The following is a 4925-nucleotide window of genomic DNA, read 5'->3' on the forward strand; positions in this document are numbered from 1 at the left end:
CCTAATATTTATCTGCTTTATCGCAATATTGCTATCTTTGCCTTGCTGAATATTTTTTTTCTTATCTTTGTTTTTACGCCATTTGCCGTATACAGTTCGGATGTGAGTCAATTTGATCCGAGTAGAAGTGTTGCTACACTAGGTGGATTATTTGGCTTTTTTCTCTTGTTTAGTTTTTTAAGTGTTTATATCACGAGCTTTTTTTATCGCACAAGACTGCTTAAATTTGGCACATATGGTGTAAGTGTAATTTTATCTATAGGATTGGTTTATACATTTATTTTTAATTACAATATTGCTACGGGTGAAAGTTATTCTGAAATAGATAATTTTACTTTTAAAAATCCTCATGGTATACCGGTTCCTAAAGATTATTGGTATGATCTGGGTATATGTACAATCTTGTGTTTTTTAGTGTTGGTAATTTTCTTTAGACCTCGTTGGTTTTTGCGTATGTGGCAAATTCTGCTTATTACTCTTGTAATTATGTCAGGTTATTATATGGTGCTTATAAGTGACCGCATAAGTAATCATTTATCTTTATCACAAAATCAGGTTAGTGGTGAATTACCATCTTTTCATGCTGAATTAGGTTCTTTTAGCAAAAACCACCCTAATGTACTTATTTTGCTTTCTGATGGCTTTAGTGGTTCTCACTTAGAGATCATTCTTGAACAATTTCCTAACTTCAAAAATGATTTTGAGGGGTTTGTTTATTATCCAAATACGATTTCTGTGGATGGACATACTACAAGAACAGCACATACAATATTAACTGGCTTTAAAACAAGCCCCATAAATAATCGTGATAAAAATTTACAAGCTTATTCACAATATGCACATGATGAACTTATTAAGTTTTATAAAAAACTTAATAGTTTTAATTATGTTGTACATTCCTATAACATGCCACATATTGACGAAAAAGATTCAGATGAAAGTCTTAGAATCTATGCTGACCATGGTGTTGGGTATACACAATATTATATCAATCATACAGGCGTGAATGAATATATTCGTGCCATCAGATCACAAAACGTTCCAATTGGTGAAATGAGTTCTATTGGGCTTTTCTATTTTTCACCATATACATTGCGTTCACGACTTATATATAAGCAATTTATATTTGGTAATTATTCATGGATTTTTGGCGCCGATACACAGATTGGTACTTTCATAAATGCAGTCAAGCTTGCTTCGATCCTACCAAGTTTTGCACAAAATCTTGGTATAGTACATGAAACAGAGGATAATAAACCCATATTTAAGTATATACATACATATCATACGCATTATCCATTTGCACTAGAGGCAAATGAATGTAAACCGCAGATAAATCCATCAAGCATCCTACCCAATGAGTATGTACCATATATCAATAATCCAAATCATTATGACAATGAGGTGTGTGCGGTGCGAGAGTTTACTAAGATCCTTGATTTTTTAAAACAAAATCAAATATACGATAACACAATGATTGTTTTTGTAAGTGATCATAGCTATAATGATCTTATTGCACATAAAAGCTTAAGTGGATACTCGTTAGGGAATAATCCAAATCCATTATTGCTTATTAAACCTTTTAAGTCTCATACTCCATTTGAGATCGATATGCGTCTTGTGAGTAATGCTGATGTTTATGGAATCTTGTGCGATAAGCTGGGGCTTACTTGTGAAGTTACAAATGTTTTGGAACACTATCCTAAACATAGGAGCCTTGTTCATACATTAAATGTGCACTGGAGTGAAGAATCAAGAAATGCCAATAGTTTATTGTTTGAGAAAATATGGCGTATTGATGACAATGTATTAGATCCTAATAATTGGCATGAAATTACTCAAGAAATTAAATAATGTTCTTATTAGAATATGGTATATATAAGTTACAAAAGAGAATGCAAAGTGATGAAATATTTGTTTTTTGATATGTTTGTGTAGTGTGCTTGGTGCAGTGGATTATGCGACTTTGAGTGATTCTAAGATATATCAGAAATGGCTTAAAGATGTGCAAAGTTGGTGCATTAGCACCAACTTTGCAAGATACAAGACGTCAAGAGATCATTACTGAATCTCGTGAAGCGTTTATAAATAATAGCAAAGATTATAAGTGGCGCAAATCTTGAAAGTATCAAGCACAAATGCAATGTATTAATGCATAGTAAAGATTCTGATGCGCTAAGAGTTGTGAGAGTATCCGTATTGTTATAGAGCAGTATGGCGACAATAGATTGTAAGCTTGGTTTTGGAGTTTGTAGTAGTAAGGATAAAGCACAAACAATATACCACGCAAATAGCATATCTCTCTTATCTCCCAACACTTAGCGTATTATATAATCTTGGTTACAATGCCATTTTTGTATTTTCTCACTCTACTTTCAAGGGAAAACATGACAACATTTTCTAAAATTGGTTTTATTATGGCGACACTTGGTAGCTCCATTGGTTTGGGGCATATTTGGCGGTTTCCTACTATGGCTGGGCAAAATGGTGGTGCAGTATTTATTATGCTTTTTGTATTTATATCTGTGGTTATTGGTGTGTCTATGCTAGTGGCTGAAATGCTTATGGGTAATCGCACACACAAAAATGCACAAGATGCATTTTATGAACTTGATGAAACTAAACATAAGCGATGGCATTATGCTGGGCTTACTGTGATTGGCGGTCCTCTTATTCTTACATTTTATGGTGTAATTTTGGGTTGGGTATGTTATTACTTGGCATCTGTAAGTCTCCATCTCCCCTCAAATATGGCGGAGAGTAAAGTAGTTTTTGGCACACTTACACAGAATTTTTGGGCACAGATTCTAAGTTTTGGCGTGGTGATGGCGCTTACAGCGTATTTTGTTGCAAAAGGCATAAAGAGTGGCATCGAAAAACTTAACTTTATTCTTATGCCTTTATTGTTTGTCATTTTTATAGGTTTGTTGATATATGCGATAAGTATGGATAGCTTTGGAAAGAGTGTAAATTTTATGTTTGCTTCAGGTTTTGATTTTAAGAGCATACAAGATCATGGATTGATAGAATCTGGCAAACAGCTTTTTAGCTTTTTGTTTGATAAGATTACTCCGAGTGTGCTTGTAGATTCTATGGGGCAGGTATTTTTTTCCCTATCTCTTGGCGTTGGTATCGTGATTACCTATGCCGCCTTTACACAAAAAAATCAAAATCTCTTTTATGCTGCATTGTGGGTGCTCATCCCCGGTATTGTGATTTCCATCATTGCAGGTCTTACGATTTTTACCTTTGTGTTTGAATATGGTAGCGCAAGTGATGTAGGGGCTGGAACTGGATTGGTGTTTATTACTCTCCCTGTAATGTTTGAAAAAATGGGCACGGCAGGGATTATAATTTGTATGTTGTTTATGATAGGTTTGGGTTTTGCAGGTCTTTCTAGCACAATTTCGCTTCTTGAGCCATCTATCAAGTGGCTTGAGGATAAAACTGGTAAAAATAGAGTGTTTCTTTCATGGAGCTTGAGTGTGCTTATTTTTATTGTAGGAAGTATGTTGATACTCTCTCTTAATGAAAATCACAAGGAACTACAGATTGTAGGCAAGAGCTTGTTTGATTGGGCTGATTGGATTAGCGCTAATGTGATTATGACATTTGGAGGAATTGCTGCTTGTGTATTTGTGGGCTATGCGATCAAAAAAGAGCATTTGCGAGAATGGACAAAGGACTATTTTGGTCCCGTTATGTTTGAATTCTGGCTTTTTGCCATTAGGGTTTTAGCTCCGATTATGGTATTGGCAATTTTTGTGTATGAAGTTGTGAATTTTGTGTGGAAATTACATGCGTGATGCATTAGAAACTTATATTCTGGTTTCTAGTGTATGTGTTTTTAGTAGTTATTCTTTATTTTTCTGTTTTTTAGCGATTATAATTAGTTAGCTTTCCAAAGATTAATTATGCTTACTTCAAAATATTCTCGTGATTTCAATTGCATCTAGGCTGTATTAATGCAAATCCAATGCTTCTTGATCTCCTCTAGAGATGAGACTTGTATTTTTCCATACAAAGATGTGGGTTAAATGTTTGTGTGTGAGTGGGTATGATTGACTTCTTGAAAACAAGGAATCACTAGTTTGTGATTCCTTGTTTTCGTGATAAGACTATAAGTAGGGATCCTGTATCTGCATAGATCGTTGCTTTTTCATCGATACCGAGTGCTAAATCCTTAAGTTGATTCTCCCAAGGTTCTTTTGGAAAATGGCTTGCAAGAATCCATATAGTTTCACAGTTAGAAGTGTTTTGGAGAAGTTGTTGGAAGGATGCGAGATCAGAATCAAATACGGTATATGGGATTGTAAGATTGTCAAGTCGTGTATAATAGTCAAATGCTCGTTCAGATGCCTTATATACCAGCACACAACCTTTCGGATTTAATTGTGTCGCGATTTGTTCGATAAAAGTATGGGTTTGTTGTATGTGATGCGTATTAGCACTCATCACTCGTATGTGCCGATAGAGTGCAGGGAGTAAAAATATAACAATAAGACTTAGCGTGCTTACAACTCTGTATACTCTGATGTGTTTGATTCGTGCATAGATATCCCCCCCCCCTAAGGCACATATTAAAAAAAATATACTTGACATATAAAGCGAGAGCCTACCACCTATAATTCCATCATGTCCAAATGGGTAGATGTGCATTAGAGAAAGTCCTACATAGATACCAAGCATACTTAGAATAGTTACAAAAAGATCTTCTCGTATCTTGTATAGGGCATAGAGTCCTACACAAGAAAGAAACATATAAAAGGGTATTATAAAACCTCTAGCAAATGGTGTAAATCCAAGGTAGATGTCCAAAAGGGTATTTTTAATGTAGGCTGGATATTCCAAGGGATTGTATGGTAGAAAAAAAGGTGCCCAATACTCGTAAAATCCTCCAACAGCTTGATATCGTATATAAAAAA

At 34.8% G+C, this 4925-nt stretch carries 3 protein-coding genes; 2 read left to right on the forward strand and 1 reads right to left on the reverse strand.

Annotated features, from left to right (window positions below; translation table 11 throughout):
- Together C6H22_RS07785 and C6H22_RS07790 are read left to right on the forward strand one after the other, a co-directional pair.
- Positions 1-1854, forward strand: a 1854-nt coding sequence (locus C6H22_RS07785) for a sulfatase-like hydrolase/transferase (protein ID WP_233707092.1), incomplete at its 5' end; no start/stop codon positions are given.
- Between the two features lie 533 nt (positions 1855-2387).
- The gene (locus tag C6H22_RS07790; protein ID WP_104694714.1) at positions 2388-3806 is read left to right on the forward strand and encodes a sodium-dependent transporter; all 1419 of its coding nucleotides are present in this window, start codon (positions 2388-2390) and stop codon (positions 3804-3806) included.
- A gap of 280 nt (positions 3807-4086) precedes the next feature.
- Here the strand turns inward: C6H22_RS07790 and C6H22_RS07795 are convergent.
- Positions 4087-4925 (reverse strand): hypothetical protein (locus C6H22_RS07795; RefSeq protein ID WP_233707093.1); only part of this gene is annotated, 839 nt, incomplete at its 5' end.

The organism is Helicobacter equorum (genome assembly GCF_900198655.1).
Lineage (GTDB): Bacteria > Campylobacterota > Campylobacteria > Campylobacterales > Helicobacteraceae > Helicobacter_F > Helicobacter_F equorum.